21 protein-coding genes and 1 pseudogene are annotated in these 24058 nt (G+C 63.3%); 8 read left to right on the top strand and 14 right to left on the bottom strand.

What is annotated here, in order from left to right; genetic code table 11:
* Positions 1-37: 37 nt before the first annotated feature.
* Positions 38-715, top strand: coding sequence for a leucyl/phenylalanyl-tRNA--protein transferase (gene aat, locus RCO31_RS19795; RefSeq protein WP_308970164.1), 678 nt, complete (start codon positions 38-40; stop codon positions 713-715).
* Positions 716-729: 14 nt separating this feature from the next.
* Here the strand turns inward: aat and RCO31_RS19790 are convergent, their stop codons facing one another.
* Together RCO31_RS19790 and RCO31_RS19785 are read right to left on the bottom strand one after the other, a co-directional pair.
* Positions 730-1560, bottom strand: coding sequence for an isocitrate lyase/phosphoenolpyruvate mutase family protein (locus RCO31_RS19790; RefSeq protein WP_308970163.1), 831 nt, complete (start codon positions 1558-1560; stop codon positions 730-732).
* A 122-nt stretch (positions 1561-1682) separates the two neighbouring features.
* Positions 1683-1988 (bottom strand): NIPSNAP family protein, encoded by a 306-nt coding sequence (locus RCO31_RS19785; protein ID WP_308970162.1) that lies wholly within the window; start codon positions 1986-1988, stop codon positions 1683-1685.
* Between the two features lie 72 nt (positions 1989-2060).
* On the opposite strand from RCO31_RS19785, the gene RCO31_RS19780 reads away from it, so the two are divergent.
* Positions 2061-2738 (top strand): winged helix-turn-helix domain-containing protein, encoded by a 678-nt coding sequence (locus RCO31_RS19780; RefSeq protein WP_308970160.1) that lies wholly within the window; start codon positions 2061-2063, stop codon positions 2736-2738.
* A 21-nt stretch (positions 2739-2759) separates the two neighbouring features.
* Here the strand turns inward: RCO31_RS19780 and RCO31_RS19775 are convergent, their stop codons facing one another.
* Complete coding sequence (locus RCO31_RS19775) at positions 2760-3626, bottom strand: DUF2155 domain-containing protein (protein WP_374991509.1); 867 nt, start codon at positions 3624-3626, stop codon at positions 2760-2762.
* Between the two features lie 230 nt (positions 3627-3856).
* Between RCO31_RS19775 and RCO31_RS19770 the strand changes: the two genes are divergently transcribed.
* Entirely contained in the window at positions 3857-4801 is a 945-nt protein-coding gene (locus RCO31_RS19770) for an alpha/beta hydrolase (RefSeq protein ID WP_308970158.1), read from the top strand.
* Positions 4802-4875: 74 nt separating this feature from the next.
* On the opposite strand, the gene RCO31_RS19765 is transcribed toward RCO31_RS19770, so the two are convergent.
* Positions 4876-5829, bottom strand: a complete 954-nt coding sequence (locus tag RCO31_RS19765) for a GlxA family transcriptional regulator (RefSeq protein WP_308970157.1) — start codon at positions 5827-5829, stop codon at positions 4876-4878.
* Positions 5830-5925: 96 nt separating this feature from the next.
* Between RCO31_RS19765 and RCO31_RS19760 the strand changes: the two genes are divergently transcribed.
* Positions 5926-6624 carry a DJ-1/PfpI family protein gene (locus RCO31_RS19760; protein ID WP_308970155.1) on the top strand — a complete coding sequence of 233 codons (699 nt, stop codon included), beginning with the start codon at positions 5926-5928 and terminating at the stop codon, positions 6622-6624.
* 64 nt (positions 6625-6688) lie between these two features.
* Here the strand turns inward: RCO31_RS19760 and RCO31_RS19755 are convergent, their stop codons facing one another.
* The 3 genes from RCO31_RS19755 to RCO31_RS19745 form a co-directional block, all read right to left on the bottom strand.
* A complete protein-coding gene (locus RCO31_RS19755; protein WP_308970154.1) occupies positions 6689-7093 on the bottom strand; it encodes a hypothetical protein in 405 nt (134 codons plus the stop codon).
* 29 nt (positions 7094-7122) lie between these two features.
* Positions 7123-7974 carry an AraC family transcriptional regulator gene (locus tag RCO31_RS19750; protein WP_308970153.1) on the bottom strand — a complete coding sequence of 284 codons (852 nt, stop codon included), beginning with the start codon at positions 7972-7974 and terminating at the stop codon, positions 7123-7125.
* 124 nt (positions 7975-8098) lie between these two features.
* A complete protein-coding gene (locus RCO31_RS19745) occupies positions 8099-8509 on the bottom strand; it encodes an NADH:ubiquinone oxidoreductase subunit NDUFA12 (RefSeq protein WP_308970152.1) in 411 nt (136 codons plus the stop codon).
* A gap of 249 nt (positions 8510-8758) precedes the next feature.
* On the opposite strand from RCO31_RS19745, the gene RCO31_RS19740 reads away from it, so the two are divergent.
* Complete coding sequence (locus tag RCO31_RS19740; RefSeq protein WP_308970151.1) at positions 8759-9445, top strand: BA14K family protein; 687 nt, start codon at positions 8759-8761, stop codon at positions 9443-9445.
* 106 nt (positions 9446-9551) lie between these two features.
* Here the strand turns inward: RCO31_RS19740 and RCO31_RS19735 are convergent, their stop codons facing one another.
* From RCO31_RS19735 to RCO31_RS19725, 3 genes are all read right to left on the bottom strand, one after another.
* Complete coding sequence (locus RCO31_RS19735) at positions 9552-11273, bottom strand: SulP family inorganic anion transporter (RefSeq protein WP_308970150.1); 1722 nt, start codon at positions 11271-11273, stop codon at positions 9552-9554.
* Between the two features lie 36 nt (positions 11274-11309).
* Complete coding sequence (locus RCO31_RS19730; protein ID WP_308970149.1) at positions 11310-11591, bottom strand: helix-turn-helix domain-containing protein; 282 nt, start codon at positions 11589-11591, stop codon at positions 11310-11312.
* 83 nt (positions 11592-11674) lie between these two features.
* Positions 11675-12550, bottom strand: a complete 876-nt coding sequence (locus RCO31_RS19725) for a DMT family transporter (RefSeq protein ID WP_308970147.1) — start codon at positions 12548-12550, stop codon at positions 11675-11677.
* Positions 12551-12930: 380 nt separating this feature from the next.
* Here RCO31_RS19725 and RCO31_RS19720 point away from each other — a divergent pair.
* The 3 genes and pseudogenes from RCO31_RS19720 (at position 12931) to RCO31_RS19710 (ending at position 20374) form a co-directional block, all read left to right on the top strand.
* A pseudogene (locus RCO31_RS19720) lies at positions 12931-14071 on the top strand (mechanosensitive ion channel family protein).
* 650 nt (positions 14072-14721) lie between these two features.
* The gene (locus RCO31_RS19715) at positions 14722-18459 is read left to right on the top strand and encodes a vitamin B12-dependent ribonucleotide reductase (RefSeq protein WP_308970211.1); all 3738 of its coding nucleotides are present in this window, start codon (positions 14722-14724) and stop codon (positions 18457-18459) included.
* Positions 18460-18859: 400 nt separating this feature from the next.
* A complete protein-coding gene (locus tag RCO31_RS19710) occupies positions 18860-20374 on the top strand; it encodes an ABC-F family ATP-binding cassette domain-containing protein (RefSeq protein ID WP_308970146.1) in 1515 nt (504 codons plus the stop codon).
* 33 nt (positions 20375-20407) lie between these two features.
* On the opposite strand, the gene RCO31_RS19705 is transcribed toward RCO31_RS19710, so the two are convergent.
* The 4 genes from RCO31_RS19705 to RCO31_RS19690 are packed head-to-tail and all read right to left on the bottom strand — an operon-like array spanning position 20408 to position 23990.
* Positions 20408-21367, bottom strand: a complete 960-nt coding sequence (locus RCO31_RS19705) for a catechol 2,3-dioxygenase (protein ID WP_308970145.1) — start codon at positions 21365-21367, stop codon at positions 20408-20410.
* 28 nt (positions 21368-21395) lie between these two features.
* Positions 21396-22367, bottom strand: a complete 972-nt coding sequence (locus RCO31_RS19700) for a tripartite tricarboxylate transporter substrate binding protein (protein ID WP_308970144.1) — start codon at positions 22365-22367, stop codon at positions 21396-21398.
* Between the two features lie 49 nt (positions 22368-22416).
* The gene (locus tag RCO31_RS19695; protein WP_308970143.1) at positions 22417-22941 is read right to left on the bottom strand and encodes a hypothetical protein; all 525 of its coding nucleotides are present in this window, start codon (positions 22939-22941) and stop codon (positions 22417-22419) included.
* Between the two features lie 32 nt (positions 22942-22973).
* On the bottom strand, positions 22974-23990 hold the full coding sequence (locus tag RCO31_RS19690; RefSeq protein WP_308970142.1) for a hypothetical protein: 1017 nt from the start codon (positions 23988-23990) through the stop codon (positions 22974-22976).
* Positions 23991-24058: the final 68 nt, after the last annotated feature.

Raw genomic sequence — 24058 nt, 5'->3', positions numbered from 1 at the left:
GGTGCATATCGGCGCGTGCTTTGCTATAGGTTCGGCCATGGCCTCTCGCGACACCATGAGTGCTGAAATCACGCCCGAAGTGCTGCTGCGCGCCTATGCCTGCGGCATTTTTCCGATGGCGGAGAGCGCCGATGACCCAACATTGTTCTGGGTCGAGCCGGAAGAGCGCGGCGTCATTCCATTGGATGGCCTGAAGATCTCCTCTCGTTTGGCGCGCACGGTGCGTTCGGACCGCTTCAGTGTGACAGTCGACAAGGCTTTCGGCGAGGTGATCGATGGTTGCGCCGAGGCGCGACCCGGTCGCGACAACACGTGGATCAACCGCCGCATCCGCGTTCTCTACACCGGCCTGCACGCGCTTGGCCACTGCCACAGTGTCGAGGTGTGGGAGCGGAACGCCCTGGTTGGCGGGCTCTACGGCGTCAACCTCGGCGGCGCCTTCTTCGGCGAAAGCATGTTCCATCGCGCGCGAGACGCGTCGAAAGTGGCCCTGGTCCACCTCGTCACGCGACTGGTCGCTGGCGGTTTCACCCTGCTCGACACGCAATATGTCACCGAGCACCTGCGCAGCCTTGGTGCCATCGAGATTTCGCGCCGGCGCTATCGTACGCACCTCGACCTCGCGCTGCTGCACGAGGCTGATTTCGGCGCGCTGGCGACCGACAGGCCGATCTCTGGCGCGGACGCACTGACAATCCTCGCATCGCGCCGCTAGGAGCGAACCAGGCTCTACTTTGCCACGTATTGCGCGAAGACTTTGTGCAGGTCGCGGCCGGAGTAGTTGTTGCGGAGCTCGGTGAACGTCCCTTTCTCGACAATCTCCTGCGCCGCGCGCATGAAACCGCCCCACGCCGCCGCCGCGAGTTGGCCGCCGAGACTGACGCGCCGGACGCCGAGTTCGGCCAGCTCCGCTACCTTGAAATCCGGCGACATCACCAGCACGTTGACGGGCTTGGGTGCCACCGCTTTGACCACGGCTGAGATCTGCTCCGGCGTGCGGATGCCCGGCGCGTAGAGGCAGTCGGCGCCGGCTTCCGCAAACGCAACCAGACGCTTGATCGTCATATTGAGATCGGCCTCGCCGGTCAGAAAACCCTCGCAGCGTGCCACCAGCAACACGCCGCTTTCATCGTCATCCAGGGCGGCGCGCGCCGCCCGAATGCGCTCGACGGACAAGGAGAATTCGTAAAGCGGCTGTTTTGGATCGCTGCTGCGGTTCTCGATCGACAGGCCGGACACGCCGGTCGCCGCGCATTTACGGACATTCTCGGCGACGCCGGCGGGATCGTCAGCAAAGCCCGACTCGAAGTCCGCATTGACGGGCAAATCGGTGGCCGCGGACAACGCTGTGAGATGCTCGAGCAAATCGTTGAGCTTCAGCCCGTAGTCGCTGCGGCCGGTCGACCAGGCGAAACCGGCGCTGGTCGAAGCGAGCGCCTTGTAGCCAAGCGATTGCAGCACGCGGGCGCTACCGACATCCCAGGGATTGGGAAGCACAAAACAGCCGGACTCGTGCAAGTCGAAGAACTCTTTGCGCTTTTTCGCGACGGAAACGGTCATGATGATCTCTCCCCGGCTTCCATTACACCAAACGCATTGCCAATTTTTGTCAGCAGCGCTCAGCCCTTCTGTTGCGAGCGGAGCCACCACCCTTGAAGAACGGCCCCGCTCAGCCCCCAACTCTACTCCACCTGGCGCAGAAATGTTCGTTCCTCAGCGAGGATGAATCTGTTCTGCGCGGCGAATTCAAAGTTGGCCGCACCCTCCCCGTCGGCCTTGATGCGGGCGCGATAGGCCTCGTAGGCCGCGAGACTCTCGAATGAAATCAAGCCGAAGGCGACGTTGTTGGTGCCCTCGTGGGGCATCCAGTAGCCGAGACAATTGCCGCCGCAAGCCGGAATGATCGTTAGCCAGCGCCGTGCATACGCCTCGAACTGGTTCTGCTTGAAGGGATCGAGCTGATAGCGAATGAAAACTGTGACCGTCACCGCGCACCTCCGTCTTGCATGCGACTCTGCTACCCCGTTGCGCGGCGTCGATGCTTCGACTATGATCGAAGTATGAAAGAAGGCCCGAACATCGCCATCATCGCCGCGCTCGTCGGCGACCCCGCGCGCGCAAACATGCTCAACGCGCTCCTGGGCGGCACCGCGCTTACGGCGAGCGAACTTGCCGCCGAGGCCGGCGTGACGCTGCAGACCGCAAGCTCGCATCTGTCAAAGCTTCAGCAGGCCTGTCTGGTCGAGCAGGAGCAGCAGGGCCGCCACCGCTACTTCCGCCTCGCCGGCAACGATGTCGCCGACGTGCTTGAAGGGCTCGGCGCACTGGCCGCCCGCGCAGGCCATTTGCGCGTGCGCCCGGGGCCGAAGGATCCCGCGATGCGACGTGCACGGATGTGCTACGACCATCTGGCCGGCGAGTTCGGCGTGCGCATGTTCGACTCGCTGGTCGGGCGCAAGATGCTTCTTGTCGATAAGGATAGCGTCGAGATCGCCCCGCGCGGCGCGAAGTTTGTTACGGACTTCGGCGTCGACCTCGAAACAGTGCGAAGCTCGCGTCGGCCGCTGTGCAAGAAATGCCTTGATTGGAGCGAGCGCCGCAGCCATCTCGCCGGCTCGCTTGGCGCGGCCCTGCTCGATCGCATGTTCGATTTGAAGTGGGCGCGGCGCGAGGCCGACGGCCGGGTCGTACGGTTTACCCCGACCGGCGAGCAGAAGTTCGCGGCGACGTTCTCGTAACGCTTTTAGCCGAAACGACGGCTACCTGAACCCGGGCAACGGCTGGAGCGGCTGCTCCGGCTGGGGCGGCGGCGCAGGCTGGCGCCTGGACGGCTGGGACTGCTTCTTCTGCTGTGCTGGTGGTGCGCGCAGCGGCGGCGGTGGTTCGGCGCTGGCGACCGTTGCTTCGGGACCTTTGCAGTCCGTCAGCCACACATCGTAAATCGGGTGCTCCACACCCGACAGGCCAGGACTCGCTGCGAACATCCATCCCGAAAAAATCCGCTTCACCTCGCCCTGCAGCGTGATCTCGTCGACTTCAACGAACGCATCCGTGTTCGCGGCCTCTGTCGCCGGCCGCGTGTAGCATGCTTGCGGCTTCACCCGCAGCGCACCGAATTGCACCGTTTCCGCCATGTCGACGTCGAACTTGATGATGCGGCCCGTGATCTTGTCGAGACCGGCGAACACCGCCTGCTTATTGACGACCTTCTGAGCCGGCGGTGCGGTGACGATCTCGTCGCCAGGCTGAATGGCGGCTGCAGGACCGCCCGGTGGTCCCTTCGGCTGACGTTGTCCCGGCGGCAATCCGGGCAGCGGAGCGGGCGCATTCGCGGTCGCTGGTGGCTGGGAGCCTTGCGACCCGGCACCAGGTGGCGGCAGCGGTTGCGTCTGCACCGAACCTGGGGGTGGCATGGCCGCTCCGGGCGGTCGGATCGGTGCCGGAAGTATGCGTCCCTGCGGAATGTCAGGCACCTCTTCCGCATCCGAATCCTGACCCGGCGGGCCGACATTGCTCGGCGGACGCGGCGGCTGATTGCCGAACTGTGCATGCACAACAGGCGTCGCTGCCGACAACACGACGGCCGCAAATGCCATGGCTGCAATGAATTGAGAGGATCGGTGCATTGGGCGCGGCATCAACCAGATGGCGAATCGGGCTCGCAGGATTGCAAAGCCGCTCAAAGGCTCCGTTAACACGCTGAATACGGCATGGAAAGGGCGTCACTCCCCGCTACCCAGCCATCGCATTGCAGCCAAACAACAAATCGGCCTGGGCTGGTCACGAAACGACTCTGATGAGATAGTTGGAACAACCCCGCCAGGCGGGCCAAGAAAACGAACCGGAGGAACCCCGCATGCCTATCGTACTCGACCCCACCGCAGCTGCCGTAATGGAGGCTTTCCGCGCCGCGAACCGGCCGAAATACGAGACGATGACGGCCCCCGAAGCGCGTGAAGCGTCAAAGCTCGGCCGCGCGGTCGTGCAGCCCGACCCTCCGAAACTTGCGTCGGTCGATGACGTCACCGCCCCCTCGCCGCACGGTCCAATTCCCCTTCGGGTCTACAAGCCGCTGACATTGCCGAAAAGCGGCCCGGCGCCCGCGTTCATTTTCTATCATGGCGGTGGCTGGGTCATCGGCGACCTCGACAGCCACGATGTCGTCTGTCGGCAGATCGCCGATCAAGCCGGCTTCGTGGTGCTCTCAGTCGACTACCGTCTCGCGCCCGAGCACAAGTTTCCCGCCGCAGCCGTCGACGCGATCGCCGCCACCGAATGGATCGTCGCCAACTCGGCGAAATTCGGCATCGACAAAAATCGCATCTTCGTCGGTGGCGACAGCGCCGGCGGCAACCTCACCGCGGTCGTGACGCTCAACGCGCGCGACAACGGCGGGCCGAAATTCGCCGGACAGGTACTGATCTATCCCGCCACCGATTTCGCGATGACGCATCGCTCGCACAGCGATCCCGAGACGAGCGTATTGCTGACTCATTCGCTGATCCGATGGTTCAGCGATCACTACCTGACCTGCAAGGCCGATATCGACGACTGGCGCGCATCGCCGGCGCGCGCACAAGCCCTCAAGGGACTGCCACAGGCCTATGTGATGACCGCGGGCGCGGATCCACTGCATGACGAGGGCGTGGAGTACAAGGACCGGCTGAAAGCCGCCGGCGTCGACGTGACTTACAGCGAGTATCCCGGCCAGTTCCACGGCTTCTGGACGATGGGGAAGTTGATCCCGGAAGCGAACCGGCTGACCAGCGAAGTGGCGCAGTGGCTGAAAGCAAGAGCCTGACGCAGAGGACGCTGTAGCAGCCCTCACACGGTCAGGCCGGCGAAAACGAGCTGCTGCGACGAACGGAACTCAGGTCAACCCGCGATTCCATGCTCGTGCTGCTTCGCGGCGCGTCGCAACGCCTGTGGCGGGTGACCGAAGGTCCGCATGAAGGCGCGGCGCATCCGCTCGGCGTCACCAAAGCCCGACACTTTGGCGATCGCCTCGATCGGCTCGCTGCCCGATTGCACGCGGGCCTGCGCGACCTCGATCCTGAGCCGCTCCACGGCCTTCGATGGCGAGATGCCGGTCTCCGCGGTGAAGCTGCGTGAGAAATGCCGTGCGCTCATGTTGGCTTTCTCAGCGAGACGCTCCACCGTCAGATCCTGATCGAGATGCTCGCGCGCCCAGGCTAGCAGCGACTTGAAACGGCCGCTTGGCGATTTCAGCTCGAGCAGTGCGGAAAACTGCGACTGGCCGCCGGAACGGCGATGATAGACGACAAGCTGTCGTGCGGTTGCCTGCGCGATGTCCTCACCAAAATCGTCGGCGATCATCGCCAGCGCCAGATCGATGCCCGCCGTGATCCCTGCGGAGCTCCAGATGTTGCCGTCCTGTACATGGATCCGGTCCGCCTCGAGCCGTACCTTGGGAAAGCGGGCGATGAAATCGCGCGTCTGGCGCCAGTGCGTGGTGGCACGCCTGCCATCGAGCAAGCCGGCCGCAGCGAGAATGAAAGTGCCCGAGCATACGCTGGCGACGCGCTGCTCGCGACGGGCGACGGCGCGCACGAATGCGAGCGTCGCCTTGCAGTCGGCCGCCGCGCGAACCCCTTCGCCGCCGGCGACAATCAGCGTGTCCGGCAAGGCCTTGCGGAAGCTGCGCGCGTTCAGCTCCACACCCGACGACGAACGCACTGCACCGGCCTTCAGCGCCAGCACGCTGATCGGGGCGCGCCTGCCTTGCAGGCGATGCGCGATCTCGAAAGCTGAGATCGGCCCGGTCGCGTCGAGCAGCTGAAAATCGGGAAACACCAGAACGCCGATCATCGCCTGACCCCGGATGTCTTAAATCGAGGGAAATATGTCATTTGCGCCTTCAGCCAAACATGCGATCCAATTGCCGTCAAGCACGAGGAGCGTCGCATGACTGAGACCATCAACATCGGCTTCCTGATTTTCCCGAAAGTGACTCAACTCGACTTCACCGGCCCGCTGCAGGTGCTGGGCCGTGTGCCCGGCGCAAAGACCCATCTGGTTGCAAAAACCATGGAGCCGCTTGCGAGCGACACCGTATTGACGATCGTCCCGACGACGACCTTTGCCGCCTGTCCGCAACTCGACGTGATCTGCGTGCCCGGCGGGTTCGGCACAGACGCGTTGCTGAACGACGAGGAGACGCTCGGCTTCCTGCGCAAGCAGGCCGAAGCTGCGCGCTATGTCACCTCAGTCTGCACCGGCGCGCTGGTGTTGGCCGCTGCGGGATTGCTGCAGGGCTATCGTGCGACGACGCACTGGTCGGCCATAGGCCACCTCGGCGCCCTCGGCGCAATCCCTGAAAAGACCCGGGTCTGCACCGATCGCAATCGCATCACTGGCGGCGGCGTAACGGCCGGCATCGATTTCGGCCTGACGCTCGCTGAAAAGCTGTCCGACCGTACCACCGCGCAAATGATCCAGCTGATGCTCGAATACAATCCGGCCCCACCGTTCAACGCCGGATCGCCGGAGACTGCGCCGGCGGAAGTCCTGGAGCGATTACGGACGCGCTATGCGAGCGCCGCGGGCAGCGATCGGGAGGCGCAGGTCGCCCAGGCAGCGCATCGCGTCAAAGCGACAACGTAACGAACGAATGGCGAACAGGGAACGCGGGGTGACTGTACCCTGCTCGCCGTTTGCCACTGCGCCGCTAGATCCCTTCCGCCTTGCGCTGCTTCTGCACGAAGGCGGCGCCGCATGACAGCTTCGCCGTGGTCGGCGCGTTTTCATCGAGCACGCGCCAAAACGGCGTGACCTCGCAGGGCTTCGCGCCACGCTTGAGTTTTTCGATTGCCACTTCGGCGACGGCACGCAGGTGAAAACCGGTAGTGATCGGGCAAGTCACCTCCGCCTTATATTTCTTCGCAAGCCTCGCGCGGAGCGTCTTGACGTCCAAACAGATACCGCGCGGGATTCCTGCGATGAAGGCGTCGATGATCTTCGGCGTCGGGATCAGCATGACCTCGCCTTTCTTCATGCCGGCGATATCGACCGGCACAGACTTTATCTGATGCGTTGACGGCGAGTTGAACTTCTCCGTCCAGGTTTTGGGCATTGTCTTGTTCCCAAAAATGCTGCCCGCGATTATCGCAACGGCAGACAGATATCGGTCAAAAGATCCGCCGGTGCGGTGTCACGCGGGTTGTTGAAGTACTCCTCGAACACCGGCGCATCGGCCGGCTCCTCGTCGTGTTGCGTAAGCCAGGTGCCGTAGAGCCATTGGTAAGCCGCACGCATTGTCGCGTAAGGCCCCTTGTGACGCAGCACCGCATGCCGGCCGCCAGGAATCATGGTCTCGATCAGCGGCGCTTGGACAGCAAACCCAGGATCGACCACCAAACCTGCGCGTGAACGTAGCGCATCCTCGTCGACCGAGAACGGATCGTCATAATAGACGCCGATGGAGCGTGTTGCGGTCCCTAAGAGCCCGCGCACGGCGAACCAGCCATAGAGCTGTTCAAACGCCTTGCCGATCTGCATGTACGAACCGAGATGATAGATCGCGGCCAGACGCAAGGACGGTATGGTCTTGATCGTCACGTCGAACGCCGCGCCGTCGCCGGCGCCACTTTGTGCGAGAAATTTTGCGTGCCCGCCTTCCCTGCGATACTGGGCCGGCGGCATGCCATAGTCGAGACTGAAGGCGCGCGTGAATGCCGCGGTACTCGCATAGCCGGATTTCTCTGCCACCATCTCGATCGGCATCACCGTGTTGGCGAGAAGGCCGGCGGCGCGATGCAGCCGCAGACGGCGGACAGTTGCTGCAATCGTTTCGCCGTGCATCGCATGATAGATGCGATGCCAATGATATGGCGAAAGGCATGCGACATCGGCCAGGCGATTGAGATCAATCTCCTCATCGAGATGATCGTGAATGAAACCGATCACCCGGTTCAACCGCGCCTGATAGTCGATGCGCTCCTTGACCTTGTTCATGGCGTGCCGTTCGTGCTGTTGGACGTGACACCACCCAACCACAAAACGGCTTTGCAAATCTTGCGAAGTTGAAGGTGGCGGCGGCGCTGTTCGTGCGTGCGCCAGCCGCCCAGAACAGGGAAGCCTACTGCCCTGGCGTCCAGGCCTGGTAGTCGCCGGTGGCCTTCGGGCGGCGGCCGGCGGCAAGCGTCGAGCCGGACGGACGGTACGCGCCGGCGGTGCCGGTCATGTTTGGCCGGTGCGGCTTCTCCCATGGGCGCGGCTGGTAGTTCTCCTCGGTCGGCGGCACATCGACGGTATGATGCAGCCAGCCGTGCCAAGACGACGGCACCCGCGAGGCCTCCGCATAGCCATTGTAGATGACCCAACGGCGCTCGAAGCCGAGCGATGGATCGATCTTGCCCCCTTTGGTCCGGTAGTAGCGGTTGCCGCCCTCATCCTCGCCCACGAACTCGCCGTAAAGCGCCGTCCAGAGTTGCGTGCCGAACGTCTGACCGTTCCACCAAGTGAAGACTTTCAGGAAAAACTGCTTCATGTGCACGGGAATCCAGGCTTGCCGAACCGCTCACGGTGATGGCATCCGCGGCTGCCATTGTCCAGCGGCCCGCCCAACGCGGTCCTGCCCTGAAACCGGCTAAATCCGTCCGCGCCTGTGACGCAATTCGTTCAGTTGATATACATGCGCTGGAACTTATGTTTTTGAGCAGGATGACAAGCCTGTGAGAGGATGGAACACTCGGACCTCTCGCGGTTTGAGGGGCAGACGAAATCGCGGGAGACTCTCATGAACAAGATCGGATTGACCGCTGCAGCGGCCATCGTTGCCGCCGCCGTTCCCCTAATGACGGCCGTGACCGCGGACGCCCAAGGTTACGGCGGCGCCATGGGCGGTGGCGGTGGCGGTGGCGGAGCCGCGGCGGCCCCTGCGGGCGGTGGTGGAGGTGGCGCCATCGGTGGCGGTGGCGGAGGTTTCGGCGGTGCGATGGGCGGTGGCGGCGGCGGAGCCATGGGCGGCGGTGGCGCCTTCCGCGGCGGCGGCGGTGGCCCGATCGGTGGTGGCGGCGCAATGCTTGGTGGCGGCCGCGGCGGTTACGGCGGCGCACTTGGTGGCGGCGTGGCGGCTCGCCCGGACACGCCCGGACCTATTGCCGGCGGACCCGGCTGGAGCGGGCGGCCTGGTTGGAACGGCCGGCCCGGCTGGGGCGGCCGACCTGGCTGGCGGCATCACCACCGGCGATGGTGGGGTCCGGGCATCGGTTTCGGCACAGGCTTCGCGCTCGGCAGCTATGCGGCTTCCCCGTACTATTACGGCTATAGCGACCCCTACTACTATGACGACGACGAGGACTACGTGGTCACCGCGGCCCCTGCGGGCAACGATATCGCGTACTGCCAGCAGCGCTATCGCTCGTACGATGTCCGCACCCGGACTTTCCTAGGGTACGACGGACAGCGTCACCCCTGCCCGTAAATCGTAACCGGGATTTCGATTAAGACACGCCGGCGCCGAAAGGCGCCGGCCTCTTTTTGCGCGAGCGCATGTCAATCGATCGGAAAGAGGTGGGCCTGTTCTGACGTCACTTGTCTTCCCTACCTTGCGGCGGCTGCAGATCCTTCATCGCATGCGTGATGCTCGCCGCATAAGTGACCAGAGGACGCTTTACCCCATGGTTGATGAGCTCGCGTCGCACGGCGACGCTCGCGCCGCTGATCGTGACGCGCATGCCGTGGCGCTTTGCCGATTGCGCCATACCGAAAATCGTCTTGGCCGCAGTCGAATCCAGGAAAGGCACCGCCGAGAAGTCCAGGACGAATGATCTTCGATGGTCGGCGATGCGATCCAGCACCGCGCCGACGGTCGAAGCCGCGCCAAAGAAGAACGCGCCCGTGATCCGATAGACGACAACGTCCGGATTTGTCGCGAGCGAAGGATCATAGTTGGTACGATCACCGTTCTGCAGGTCCGGCTTGTCCTCCGCCACCAGCGGCGCGTGAGCTTCGATGCTGGTTGCCTGCGCCATCCGGTTGATGAAAAGCACCGCGCCGAGCGCAAAGCCGACAAGAATGCCTTCGGTCAGGTCGCGGAAGATCGTCAGCAGAAAGGTCGACAGCAAGACGACGGCGTCGCCCCACGACGAGCGCAGCAGGACAGCAAACTCACGCCGCTCGGCCATGTTCCAGGCGACGACGGCCAGCACCGCGGCGAGCGCCGCCAGCGGGATGTAGCCGGCCAAGGGTGCCGCCACCAGCATGAACAGCAGCAGAAACAGCGAATGCAACATGCCGGCCATCGGCCCGCGCGCGCCTGCGCGCACGTTGGTGGCCGTTCGCGCGATCGTCCCGGTGACGCAGATGCCGCCGAACAACGCCGAGCCAATATTGGCAAAGCCCTGGCCGACAAGCTCGCAGTTCGAGCGATGGCGCCGCCCGGTCATGCCGTCCGCGACAACAGCCGACAGGAGCGACTCGATGGCACCCAGCAGCGCGAACGCGATTGCATCGGGCAGTACGGCCTGAACCTTCGCCAGCGATATGTCCGGCAGCATCGGCACCGGCAGCGTCCGCGGAATCCCGCCGAAACGTGTTCCGATGGTCTCAACCGGCAAGTTGAGGAGCGCGGTCGCCAGTGCTGCCACGGCAACCGCGATAAGCATGCCTGGCCATCCGGGCCGGAACTTCTTGAAGCCCTGAATGATCGCAACGGTCGCGACGGCGACAGCGACAGCAGCGATGTTGATCGTCGGCCATGCGTGCGTCAGCGCGACAAGCTTCGGCAGCAGTTCCCCGGGCTCCTTGCCGCTGAGTGTCAGGCCAAGCAGGTCGCGAAGCTGGCTCGCAAAAATGATGACTGCGATCCCCGCCGTGAAGCCGACCGTCACCGGATACGGAATGAATTTGATGTAGGTGCCGAGCCGAAGATATCCGGTTGCAATCAGGATGATCCCTGACAGCATCGTTGCGAGGATCAGCCCGTCGATGCCGTGGCGGGCAACTGTCGCCGACACCAGCACGATGAAGGCACCCGCGGGTCCGCCGATCTGAAAACGGCTTCCGCCAAGCGCGGACACCAGGAAACCGCCGACGATGGCCGTGTACAGCCCACGGTCCGGCGTCGTTCCCGACGCGATCGCGATCGCCATCGAGAGCGGCAAAGCGACAATCGCAACTGTCAGCCCAGCGACGATGTCCGAGCGCAGATCCGAACGCGCGTAGCCTTCTTTCAGAACGGTGAGGAGCTTCGGCGCAAAGAGTTCTCCGAACGTCGGGGCGAGGGCCTGCTTTCTAACTACGCCGTCCATCTCTGACCCACCGTCCTGGTGCCGCCTATCGTTCACTCATTTCGCCGGCGGAGCGCTCTCAGTGGGCGGTGCCGCCTGCTTCAACCTGACCCCGCGCCCACCGCCTTCGCTGCGGGCATTGTCTCCGATGAGCTCGATCCCGCTGGCTTCGAGCGCCCCCACCACCTTGATGAGCGAGTCGATCACACCGCGGACATTGCCTTCGCTGGCCTCCATTCTCTGGATGGTTGGCAGCGATACGCCGGAAAGCTCGGCCAACTTCTTTTGATCGATACCGAGAAGCGCGCGGGCAGCTCGCATCTGGGCGGCCGTAATCATGCAGAACTTACCTTCCTCACGTGATTATGCATATATAAGACACTCATACTGATGTCAAAAACATCATAATTGATTTCTGGTCATCAAGACCGCGCCGCCAGCGCCACGCCGCCCACCGTGAGCAACAGCGCCGCGATCTGCGCCGGGCCGAGCGGCTCATGCAGAGCCACGGCAGACACGAGGACGCCGATCACCGGCACCAGCGTCGTACCGATTGCCGCGATTGACACAGGCAGACGTTCAAGGGCTGCAAACCAGCAGACGTAGGCGATACAGAACTGCCCGAACGTCATGTAGGCCAGCGCGGCCCAGCCGCCGCTCGTCAACGTCGAAGCCTCGGGACGCTCAAAGATCAACCCGGCGAGAGCTACCGGCGCGCAGCCGATGCCAATCTGCCAAGCCGCGGCAGTCGCCCCGGGCAATCGCAGAGGCCGTTTCTTCAGCAGGATCGTGCCGAGCGCAAATCCGATGGCGCCGCCCAGCGCCAGCAGCACGCCGGGCAGCTTGGCGATGCCGGCCGACATCTCGTTGCCGCCCAGCAGCGATACCAGACCGGCGAACGCCATCGCAAGCGCGATCACGCGCGTCCATGTCAGCCGCTCACCGAGCAAAGGCCAGGCCAGCAGCGCAGTCCACACGGGCATGGTGTAGGCGATGACGGCGCCTTCGCTCGCCGTCACGAAGACGAGCGCATAGCCCATCACCGCCATCCACAGCGACACGTTGAGCACGGCGGAGATCACGAGCCACAGCCACTGGTCTCGCGGGACCCGCAAGGAGATGCCCCGTGCAAACGCGTAGAGCGCCAAAGCCACCGCACCCGCGACGCCAGTCCATCCGCGCGCCGACAGCGGCGGCCACTGTGCCAGCACGTATTTCATGATCGGCCAGTTCACGCCCCAGCCGATCGACGTCACGAGCAGGAACGCAAGGCCGCTTGCGGAGATCTTATTGTTCATCGCTGACCGCCGCGAAACAGCCACACATCCAGAGACCGCAGCGTTTGCGGATCAGCGCTGATGCTCCGGAAGACTGATCCCCGACTCGCGAGGACAATGGGTGAGAATCGGCAATTACAATGACCGCAATTTCGGCATTCGACCATCGGCAAATGGATGAAGAGCTTAACGCAATAAATTCAATCGCTTGAACGAAGACCCTCATGCAGCGGCGTGGTCACGAGCGCCACACCCGAACCCACGTCGCTGTCTGCCACAAGGGTGTCGACGTCCGCTGCTTCGCAGTGCATGCAACGACGACTTGCAAAGACGCGCACGATCCTTTTGCAGCGCACGGCGTTACGTCCGCTTGTTGAACTGTCAAGCGAGCGGAACTGCGGATGGTGGATGTGCTGGAGGATGTCGAATGGGCCTTGAGTTGGATTCCCCACTGGATCGTTGGTCTCGGACTGGTCGCATTCGCCGTCTGCCTGGCACTGGTCGTGCATCATGTCGTCGTCACTTTTGTGCGACGAGTTATCGGCCCGCGCCGCTCGTTGTGGTTGACGATTCTTGAGCGGACACGCGAGCCGAGCCGCATCGCCATGGGCGTCGCGGCGGCGGCAATGGTGTTGCCGCTGGCGCCGCTCGACGATCAAATCCGCAACGGTCTCATCCAGTTGATGGTCGTGATCTGCATCGCGCTGGTCGGCTGGATTGCGACGCGCGCCGTCGACATGGGGGCCGGACGGTATCTGCAGCGCTATCGCGTCGACGTCGATGACAACCTTCTGGCCCGTAAGCACGTCACACAGGTGCGCGTGTTCAAGCGCGTGGCCGACTCGCTGATCGTCATCATTGCGGTGGCGACGGCACTGATGACGTTCGATTCCGTCCGGCAATACGGCCTCAGCCTGTTCGCATCGGCTGGCGCGGCGGGTGTCATCGTCGGTCTCGCCGCTCGCTCGGTGCTGAGCAACCTCATCGCCGGCGTGCAGATCGCTGTCACCCAGCCGATCCGCATCGAAGATGCGGTCATCGTCGAGAACGAGTGGGGCTGGGTCGAGGAAATCACCTCAACCTATGTGGTCATCCGGCTTTGGGATTGGCGGCGGATGGTGGTGCCCCTCGCCTATTTCATCGAAAAGCCGTTTCAGAACTGGACTCGCGAGAGCACCTCGCTGATCGGCTCCGTCATCCTGCATGTGGACTACTCCGCCGATGTGGAAAAGATTCGCGAACGGCTGAAGCAGATCCTGCGCGAATCGAAGCTGCATCGTCGTCAACCTGCAGGTCACCGATACGAATTCACGAACGATGGAGCTCAGGGCACTGGCCAGCGCCCGCAATTCCTCGCGGTCCTGGGACTTGCGCTGCGAGGTGCGCGAGAAACTGGTGGCCTTCCTGCGCTCCGAAATGCCGGAGGCTCTGCCCAAAGAACGCGCAGACATGCAGATGGGCCCGCGCCTTTACGATGCGATCCCGGAGGTCACCGAAAGCAAAGACAGCTCCCAGCGGCAGTGGCGCCGGGAGCACGCCTGAGTCTCCCCAAGACAACCCCTCACCAACAATAAAAACTTTGCCTGTGAAGAGCGGGAGCAGTCGAAGGAAGGATCGCATCCAAACAATTTTTGCGCTTCCGAATCCATGAGGACTCACTGATACTTGGCTCCAATCAGGACGCGGTTTGCCCCCTGGTTTTCCCCAAGTTCCACCATATTTAGTATTTGATTCAGGAAATCGCACTACTGCTTGACGGGCGCAAACGGATAGTCGTAGGTTCGGCCTGTTCGGCGCGAGTGGTTTTGAGGTTCGCCGGGCGCTCTCCTGAAACGGGTCTGCACCCACCCACTCCGCCGAGCCCGTTGAGGCAGCGGATGAGGGTTTGTCTGCCTCTTTCAGACCCGGGCTCCCGGTGTGCGCTGAGTTGGCCCGACGGCTTTTCGGATGCGGAACCGGCAAGCTCTCAGGGCGCAAAAAACAGTTAAGGGGCGTTGACGGAGCAAGGCCTTTGGCAAAGCGGCTTCCGCTTTTGCCAATCAAGCCCTGCGAAGGACAGGCCGGGCCACCGGCAGAGCCACGATCCCGTTGCCGGCTGGCGTGAAGCGAGCGGCACACGGGTCGTAAATGAAAATAGCCGGTTGTCCGCCCTCGGGACGGATTGCCAGATGCAAGGACGGGGCACGACTTCGATGCGGATTGAACGGCGCTACACCAAGGCAGGGGAATCACCTTACGCCGGAACTCAATTTCGGCTGGCCACCAGCGAGATCAAGAATCCGGACGGCTCGATCGTGTTTCATCTCGACAATGTCGAGGTGCCGGATTTCTGGTCGCAGGTTGCCTCCGACGTGCTGGCGCAGAAGTATTTCCGCAAGGCCGGAGTGCCGGCGGCGCTGAAGAAAGTCGAAGAGGAGACCGTCCCCTCCTTCCTGTGGCGATCGGTAGCCGACACCGACGCGCTTGCGACGCTGCCGGAGACTGAGCGTTTCGGCAGCGAGCGCTCCGCCAAGCAGGTGTTCGATCGGCTCGCCGGCTGTTGGACCTACTGGGGTTGGAAGGGTGGCTACTTCTCGTCGGAAGACGACGCCTTCGCCTTCTATGACGAATTGCGCTACATGCTCGCCCACCAGATGGTCGCGCCGAATTCGCCGCAGTGGTTCAACACCGGTCTGCATTGGGCCTATGGCGTCGATGGCCCGGGCCAGGGCCACTATTACGTCGACTACAAGACCGGGAAACTCACCAAGTCGAAGTCGGCTTACGAGCATCCGCAGCCGCACGCCTGCTTCATCCAGGGTATCGAAGACGACCTCGTCAACGAGGGCGGCATCATGGACCTCTGGGTACGCGAGGCGCGGCTGTTCAAGTATGGCTCCGGCACCGGCTCAAACTTCTCGCGCCTGCGTGGCGAGGGCGAGCGGCTCTCCGGCGGCGGCCGCTCGTCCGGGCTGATGAGCTTCCTGAAGATCGGCGACCGCGCCGCGGGCGCGATCAAGTCCGGCGGCACCACCCGCCGGGCGGCCAAGATGGTGGTCGTCGATGCCGACCACCCGGACATCGAGACCTACATCGACTGGAAGGTGAAGGAGGAGCAGAAGGTCGCGGCCCTCGTCACCGGCTCAAAACTGAACCAGAAGCACCTGAAGGCGATCCTGAAGGCCTGCGTGAACTGCGAAGGCTCGGGCGACGACTGCTTCGACCCCGAAAAGAACCCGGCCCTGCGCCGCGAGATCAAGCTGGCGCGCCGGGCACTCGTCAGCGACAACATGATCAAGCGGGTGATCCAGTTCGCCAGGCAAGGCTACAAGGAAATCGATTTCCCGACCTACGATACCGATTGGGATTCCGAGGCCTATCTGACTGTCTCGGGCCAGAACTCCAACAACTCGGTGTCGCTGCGCGACGATTTCCTGCGCGCGGTGGAAACGGACGGCGACTGGAATCTCGTCAACCGCACCAACAAGAAGATCGCCAAGACGCTGAAGGCCCGCGACCTGTGGGACAAGATCGGCTACGCCGCCTGGGCGTCCGCCGACCCCGGCCTGCACTTCAACACGGCGATGAACGACTGGCACACCTGCAAGGCGTCCGGCGACATCCGCGCATCGAACCCTTGCTCGGAGTACATGTTCCTCGACGATACCGCATGCAACCTGGCATCGGCCAACCTGCTCAACTTCTACGACACGGCCTCGCGCCGGTTCGACGTCGATGCCTATGAGCACCTCTGCCGGCTCTGGACCATCGTCCTCGAGATCTCGGTCATGATGGCGCAGTTCCCGTCGAAGGCGATCGCCGAGCTCTCCTATGAGTTTCGCACGCTCGGTCTCGGTTACGCCAATATCGGCGGCCTCCTGATGACCATGGGGCTCCCCTACGACTCCAAGGAAGGCCGCGCGCTTTGCGGCGCGTTGACCGCGATCATGACCGGCACCGCTTATGCCACGTCGGCCGAGATGGCGAAGGAGCTTGGCCCCTTCCCTGGTCACAAGAAGAACGCCCAGCACATGCTGCGCGTGATCCGTAACCACCGCAGGGCGGCGCATGGCCACCTCACGGGTTATGAGGCGCTGTCCGTCAATCCGGTGCCCCTCGACCACGCAAGCTGCCCGCAGCCAGACCTGATCGCCCATGCAAAGGCAGCCTGGGACAAGGCGCTGGAACTCGGCCAGAGCAACGGCTACCGCAACGCGCAGACGACCGTCGTCGCGCCGACCGGCACCATCGGCCTGGTGATGGATTGCGACACCACTGGTATCGAGCCGGACTTCGCGCTGGTAAAGTTCAAGAAGCTTGCCGGCGGCGGCTACTGGAAGATCATCAACCGCGCCGTGCCCGAAGCGCTCCGCCGACTCGGCTATCGCGAGAGCGAGATCGCCGAGATCGAGGCGTATGCCGTCGGCCACGGCTCACTCGCCAACGCGCCCGGCATCAATCACGCGACGCTGAAGGCCAAAGGCTTCACCGACGAGTTGATCGCCAAGGTCGAACAGGCGCTGCCGACCGCGTTCGACATCAAGTTCGCCTTCAACAAGTGGACGCTCGGCGAGGACGTGATCCAGAATACGCTCGGCATCGGGCCTGACGTTTCGTCCGCGCCGAACTTCGACCTGCTTGCAGCGCTCGGCTTCACCAAGCGTGAGATCGAGGCCGCCAACGTGCACGTCTGCGGCGCGATGACGGTGGAAGGTGCCCCCCACATGAAGCCTGAGCACTACGCGGTGTTCGACTGCGCCAACCCCTGCGGCAAGATCGGCAAGCGCTACCTGTCGGTGGAGAGCCACATCCGCATGATGGCGGCGTCGCAGCCGTTCATCTCGGGTGCGATCTCCAAGACCATCAACATGCCGAACGACGCCACGGTGGAGGACTGCAAGTCCGCCTACCTGCTGTCGTGGAAGCTGGCACTGAAGGCCAACGCGCTCTATCGCGACGGCTCCAAACTCTCGCAGCCGCTGAATTCGCAACTGATCGCCGACGAGGATGACGAGGACGACGTCGAGGCGTTCCTCGAGAAACCGATGGCGGCGCGTGCAACCCAGCTCACCGAGCGTGTGGTCGAGAAGATCGTCGAGCGTGTCACGGTGCTGCGCGAGCGCGAAAAGATGCCGGACCGCCGCAAGGGCTACACCCAGAAGGCAGTCGTCGGCGGCCACAAGGTCTATCTCCGCACCGGCGAATACGACGACGGCCGGCTCGGCGAGATCTTCATCGACATGCACAAGGAGGGCGCGGCACTCCGCTCCTTCATCAACAACTTCGCGATCGCCGTCTCGCTCGGCCTGCAGTACGGCGTGCCGCTGGAAGAGTATGTCGACGCCTTCACCTTCACCCGCTTCGAACCTGCAGGCCCCGTGCAAGGCAACGACTCGATCAAATACGCCACCTCGATCCTGGACTACGTGTTCCGGGAGCTCGCCGTCTCCTACATGTCGAGGTTCGACCTCGCCCATGTCGACCCGACCGAGTCGAACTTCGATGCGCTCGGCAAGGGCGTCGAGGAAGGCAAGACCCCGGACGGCACGACCGCAACCAAGTATCTGTCGAAGGGCCTCACCCGCTCGCGCACCGATAATCTTGTGGTCATGCGCGGCGTGGCTTCGCCCTCGCCGTCCGCAGCAGAAAGCGGCGCGCAAGGCGGCGGCGCCCGTGTCACCGCCCTCGCCGGCGGTCGCGGCAGCGACACGGTGGAAGGCGCAACTGCGCGGAAAGCTGAGCCCGACACCGAGCTGTCGCCGACGGAGAAAATCGAGACGCTGAACTGGAGCAAGCCGCAAGCCCAGCCGTCGAAAGCCGAACGTCGCGCGGAGGCGAAGGCCAAAGGCTACGAGGGCGAAATGTGCGGCGAGTGCGGAAACTTCACGCTGGTGCGAAATGGCACCTGCATGAAGTGCGACACCTGCGGAAGCACGACGGGCTGTTCGTAAGGCCGGCCGACAAGCGCAAGACGGCCGCGCACGACCGTGCGCGGCCTGACGGCGAACCAGAAGCGCCGAGAATTGCGGAAGCTCGCAAGGTCGCTGTGCGTGCCATGCACGTCAGCTACTTGCTGTACGGCATTCGTCCTGAAACTTCGAATGCGACAGGCTCGCAATGCCGACAGAGCCGCAGCCTTGCCCGCACGAATTGGTCTTGATAAGATTCCTTATCTTCAAGTTGAACCAGAGGAGGAAGCCGGTGCTCGGTCATCGCTTCCACAATCGAACCCGCGGACCTGTCTCCGCCCCGCGCTTCATCTCGCGGGGCTGACATAGGGACCACATCGCCGTCTCATCGTCAGCCTTTCCGGCGCGCATCGCAGCGCCTTCCTGACTCGATGAGACTGCAATGTCCCTGATCGCCATCAAAGATCTTTCCCTCACTCGTCGCGAGCCCCTCTTTGCCGGGCTCAGCTTCGCAATCGCCAAAGGGGACCGCCTCGGCCTTGTGGCCGCCAATGGGCGGGGCAAGTCTTCTCTGTTGCGCGTCATGGCGGGAGAGGAAGAAGCCACGGCGGGACGCATCACCCGCGCGCGCGGGCTGGTGGTCGCGCTCGCCCCGCAGGACCCGCCCGAACGTCTGCAGTCCCTGAGCTTCCATGATGCTGTGCGCGACGCTCTCGCGCCGGAGGTTGCTGCAACCGAAGGCTGGCGGGTCGATGTCCTGCTCGATGATCTCGCCGTGGACGAGCCCTTACGGGGCGCTGCCGTTCAGAATCTCTCCGGAGGCTGGCAACGGACGATGCTTCTGGCGAGGGCCGCGGTGGTCGAACCTGATTTGCTCCTGCTCGACGAGCCGACCAATCATCTCGATATCGGCCGGATCGGCGCGCTGCAGAGGTTTCTCGCCGCCTTGCCGCGGGATTGCGCGGTGATCGCAGCGAGTCATGATCGCGCCTTTCTCGACGATGTCACCAACCGCACCATGTTCCTGCGCCCGGAGCAAAGCTCGGATTTCTCGCTGCCTTACTCCCCCGCCCTGCGGGCCTTGGAAGAACAGGACGCCGCCCGGGACAGGCAATTCGACAACGACATGCGCAAGGTGAAGGCGCTGCGACAGCAGGCGGCGAAGCTCAAGAACATCGGCATCAATTCCGGATCGGATCTGCTGGTGGTGAAGACCAGACAGCTTTCCGCGCGAGCCGACAAGCTCGAACAGCGGGCGCGACCCGCGCATCAGGAGCGGTCGGCCGGTGCGATCCGCCTGACCAATAGCGGCACTCATGCGAAGGCGCTGGTGACAATCGATGACGCAGCGATCACGACGCCGGACGGGCGGCTTCTATTTCGCACCGGGCGCTTCTGGATCGAGAAAGGGGATCGGTTGGCCGTGCTCGGGGCCAACGGCGCCGGCAAGACACGGCTCGTCAAGCGGCTGCAGGCGGCCCTTGCGGGATCGGAGCCGGATATCCGCGGCGCAGCCAGCCTCAGGCTCGGCCATTCCGACCAGGCACTATCCCAGCTTGATGGCTTTGCGACGCCTCTGGACGCGGTTACGCGGTCAAGCGATCTGACAGAGCATCATGCTCGCGCCCAGCTCGCCGGCGCGGGAATCGCCATCGATGCTCAGGCTGCGCCGATTGCTGGCCTTTCGGGAGGACAGCGAGCGCGGCTGGCGATGCTGCTGTTGCGGCTGGCACAGCCGAATTTCTATCTGCTGGACGAGCCGACCAATCATCTCGATATCGAGGGGCAGGACATGCTGCAGAGCGAGCTGATCGAGCATGGTGCGGCTTGCCTCATGGTCAGCCATGACCGTGCTTTTGTGCGCGCTTTGGCAACACGGATCTGGGTGATCACGGGCAAACGCCTGGTCGAGGTCGACGACCCCGATCCGGTTTTCGACAGGTTGATGTCCAACTGAGACGTTGGCCGGTCTTCGTTGACCCGGCACCAGTCAGCCCGGCTTTGCCGGCGGCGTGCCGTGGGTGTGAAAGGACTCGATCGTTTTCAAACCCCACGCCTGCCCCTTCTTGCGTTCCTCCTCGCCCCAGGTGACCGTTTGCCAGTCGGGGGCGAGGATCAGCCGGGCGCCGGCATTGGCGACTTCCACGCGGTTGCCGGCGGGCTCGTACACATAGAGGAAGAACGTCTGCTGAATGGCGTGCTTGTGCGGTCCGGTCTCGATGTGCACGCCGTTTTCGAGAAAGATGTCGGCCGCCTGCAGGATGTGCTCGCGCTGATCCACCGCGTAGGTGATGTGATGGAAGCGTCCGCGCGTGCCGGTGGCATCGCGCGTATAGGCGACGTCATAGGACTTGTTGTTGACCGTGAACCAGCAGCCGCCCACCGACCCGTCGTTCAGCACGATCTGCTCGGTGACGCGGCTGCCGAGCGCTTTCGGCAGGAAATCGCGGATGGCATCGACATCAACCGCCAGCAGGTTGAAATGGTCGAGCCGCCGCGTCGCGACGCCGCGCGCAGGAAAACGCTGCGGTTGGTTTTTCAGCGCGGGCTTCTGGTCCTCCGGTGCCTCGTAGCGGCGGGTCTCGTAATAGATTTCGAACACGTGATCGTCCGGATCGTGGAACTGGTAGGCCGGGCCGTGGCCGAGGTCGCCGTCGCTCCAGCCGATACCGCAGCCGAGCCGTTCGATCGCCTTCACGCGCCGCTCCAGCGCCTGCGGACTGGCTGCGCGATAGCCGACATGGCGCATGCCGGTGCTGTTTGAGGCGGTCAGCTTCAGCGTGTGAAACTCGTAGTCGTCGTAGGCGCGAAGATAGACGCTGTCGCCCTCGCGCCCGCTCTCGGTGAGACCCAGCACATTGACGAAGAAGTGGAGGCTCGCTTCCGGCTTGTCGCTCAGGAGTTCGACATGGCCAAGATGGGCGACATCGAAGATCGGTTCTAGGGGCATCGGCCAACTCAGGTGTTCATGCTTGGGCTCAATGGCCGTCAAGGGTGATGCCGGCCTTTTCGATGAGCTCCTTGTAGCTCTTCAGCTCAGCCGCGTGAAACGCCGGAAATGCATTGTAATCCAAGTCGATGACCGTGGAATCTCCGAGCTTATAGTAATCAACGACCTCCCGCTCCTTCTTGGCGTCGGCGATCACAGCGCTGAGCTTCTCGACAATGTGACGGGGCGTGCCCGCCGGAGCGACGATGACTCCCCAATTGGTCATGTCTATGTCCGGTAATCCCAATTCGGCGAATGTCGGAATATCGGGGAACGTCGGAAGTCGCTCTTTGTGTGTCATTGCAATCGCCCTCAACCTCCCCGACTCGATGTGTGGGCGAGGTGTATTCGGTTGATCGAATGCAGCGTCAATGACGCCAGCCAAAAGGTCCGCCAACATAGCGGTCCCCAGCTTGTAGACGATGTGCTCCATCTTGATTCCGGTGCGCAGCTGCAGCAGTTCTGCAGTCAGGTGAGCACCTGTCCCGATACCGAGTGACCCGTAATTGATCTTGCCGGGATTGTTTTTTCCAAACTCGATCAGCTCGGACAAGGACTTGTACGGCCTTTGCGGATTGACCAGCATCACAAGCCCACTTTGGGAGGTCGTATGCACCGGAGCAAACGACTTGACCGGATCGTATGTCAGCTTCTTGTGCAGCCACGGGTAAACGGCCATCGCCGTCGAGTAAGTGAAAGTCAGCGTATACCCATCCGGCTTCGCGCGGGCTCCGGCCTCTGTTCCGACAATTCCGGCAGCGCCCGGCTTATTCTCGACGACGACCGGCTGCCCAAGCCTTGCGGCCATGAAACGTGCAAGAATTCTTATGCCGTTGTCGCCGGTCGTGCCCGCCCCGGCCGACACAATGATGGTAATCGGCCGAGTGGGATATTCCTCCGCCGACGAGCCCGTCGTCCCCATCGACAGCAATGCTGCGAGGATCATTGCACCCGATCTCATCCCCGGCCCCCCGTTGCATCGAAGTCCCGAGATCGAGCACCAGTGCGTTTCAATCGTCCGCAAACGCGTGCTGGGCGCCGCCAAGGACTTCGCGAATAAAGCTTAGGAACGCCGCCTCCACGTGCGCGCGGGTGAGCTCGTCGAGCGGCATTTCGAGCTCCTTGCGATCGGCGCCGTCGAAGCGGATCGCGAGCGGCAAGCCTTCCGCTTCGATGCAAAGCCGGCCCGTATCGCGCAACTTGAACGTCAGCGTGCCGCTCGGCTCAATGCCGGTCTCGGACGCGATCAGCCAGGCGGCGCCGTTCACCTCGCCTGGCAGCCGACGCATGATGCGCGTGGGCTGGATACGAAATCCGTGCGGGCCGAGCTCGATGTTGGCGGCTGCCACCACCTGCTCGATCAGCTGCCGCGTCTCCATGTCGAACTTGCGCGACAGGCGGTGCAACTCCTGCCAGTGGCGCTGGCGCGGCAGCATCGCGTCCGGAGGGCTGATCCCGGTCTCGCGGTCGCGCTCGGCCCGCGCGAGCGCCACGGCGCGTACCGACTGTCGAAAGTCCTCAGACCTGTCCGACATCGTTTCTTCGCTCCGCGCGGTGGACAGCGTGCTCACGTCCAACGGACGAACCCCATAGCGTTGCCCGTGCCCGCCGACGAGCGGTAACAAGGAACGTAATCGACCACGTCCATGGCGAGGCCGGCGCCGTGGGCGATGGCGCCGACGGGAATCCAGTTCTTGAACTCCGACGTGCCCGACTGCAGAAACGTCTCGGGCATAGTGGTCATGCCCTTGACGTCGCCCTTCTTGAGAAAGCCGAGGAATTTCTGGTCAAGATCCTCGTCGACGACGAAATGCGACAGGCCGCCCGAGGCGATCACCGCGACGCGCGCGTCTTTGGGAAAGCCTTCGATCGCCTCTTTCAGTGCGAGGCCGAAGCGGTGGCAGCGTTGCGCCGTCGGCTGGTTCGGCGGATAGAAGGTGTTGATCATGACCGGCACGTGCGGAACAGGCCGATCCTTCATGATCTGCCGCAGGATAAAACCGAACGCATGCGGCAACGAGTCTCGTGACCATTCGAGCCCGTCGCTCGGCAACGCCTTTGAGGTGCCGACGTCGAACTCCTTGTCCATCATCGTCTGAATGATGTGGCGTCCAAGGTCCGGCGCGCACGGATAATGCGTCTCCTTCTCGGGTCGGTGCGCGAAGGTTGCAAGCGAGGAGCCCGGCGGCATTTTCGCCATCTGCTCCTCGGTCGGCGGACGGTTGGTGACGCTTTCGCCCCAGTAGACCGAGAATGCCGGCATGTTCTTGTCGCAGAAGATCTCCTGCTGGTCGTTACCGACAATCACGACGACGTCCGGATTGGCCGTCTCGAACGTGGCCGCCAGAGCATCGAGCGCCTTGCGGCAGCGCGCGTAGCGGGTCTGGCGCTCAGCCAGCTCGGATTTCTGATCGAGCTTTTCCGCCGAACGCAGCGTCTCGAGCGCATCGAATTTGTAGGGCGTGCCCCGAAACCAGAGCGCTGGATTGGTCCGGTCGGCCTTGACGCGCTCGCCCCACTGTTCCGGCGGCGTTGACAGAAGGGGTCCATGCGAGGTGGCCATGCCCAGGACGATCTTCGCCATTGTCGTTTCCTCTTGTTCTTTGTCAGGGGTGCTTCTCAGCCTGCCCGCAACAGCGATCGCGGGCAGAG

Source organism: Bradyrhizobium sp. LHD-71, from assembly GCF_031157255.1.
Lineage (GTDB): Bacteria > Pseudomonadota > Alphaproteobacteria > Rhizobiales > Xanthobacteraceae > P52-10.
The sequence above is the reverse complement of the archived record's forward strand: the minus strand, read 5'-3'. Positions and strand labels throughout refer to the sequence as shown.